The organism is Amycolatopsis sp. cmx-8-4 (assembly GCF_046548675.1).
Classification (GTDB): domain Bacteria; phylum Actinomycetota; class Actinomycetes; order Mycobacteriales; family Pseudonocardiaceae; genus Amycolatopsis.
Window position 1 is genome coordinate 1 of the sequence record NZ_JAEBDZ010000108.1, and the last position, 537, is coordinate 537.

Annotated in this window: 1 protein-coding gene; it reads right to left on the bottom strand. The window is 65.2% G+C overall.

The genetic code is table 11. The features are described from left to right. On the bottom strand, nucleotides 1-533 hold a 533-nt coding region (locus ACLJQZ_RS48610), incomplete at its 3' end, for a class II fructose-bisphosphate aldolase (protein ID WP_410628524.1). Nucleotides 534-537: the final 4 nt, after the last annotated feature.

The window sequence follows — 537 nt, forward strand, 5'->3', positions numbered from 1 at the left end:
TCGTTGATGTCGTGGGCGACGCCGTCTTCTTCGCCGCCGACGACGCCGATCTCGACTTCGAGGATGATGTTCGCCGCGGCGGTCTTGGCCAGCAGTTCCTGGGCGATCTGCAGGTTTTCGTCGAGGTCGATGGCGGAGCCGTCCCACATGTGGGACTGGAACAGCGGGTTCTGGCCGTTTTTGACGCGTTCGGCGGAGATCTCGATCAGCGGGCGGACGAACCCGTCGAGTTTGTCCTTGGGGCAGTGGTCGGTGTGGAGGGCGACGTTGACGTCGTAGCGGGCGGCGACGACTTGGGCGAATTCGGCGAGGGCGACGGAGCCGACGACCATGTCCTTGACTTTTTGGCCGGAGGCGAATTCGGCGCCGCCGGTGGAGAACTGGATGATCCCGTCGCTCTCCGCTTCGGCGAAGCCGCGGATGGCGGCGTTCACGGTTTCGGACGAGGTCACGTTGATGGCCGGGTAGGCGAACTCGTTCGCCTTGGCCCGGTCCAGCATCTCCGCGTAGACCTCGGGGGTCGCGATGGGCATCGGT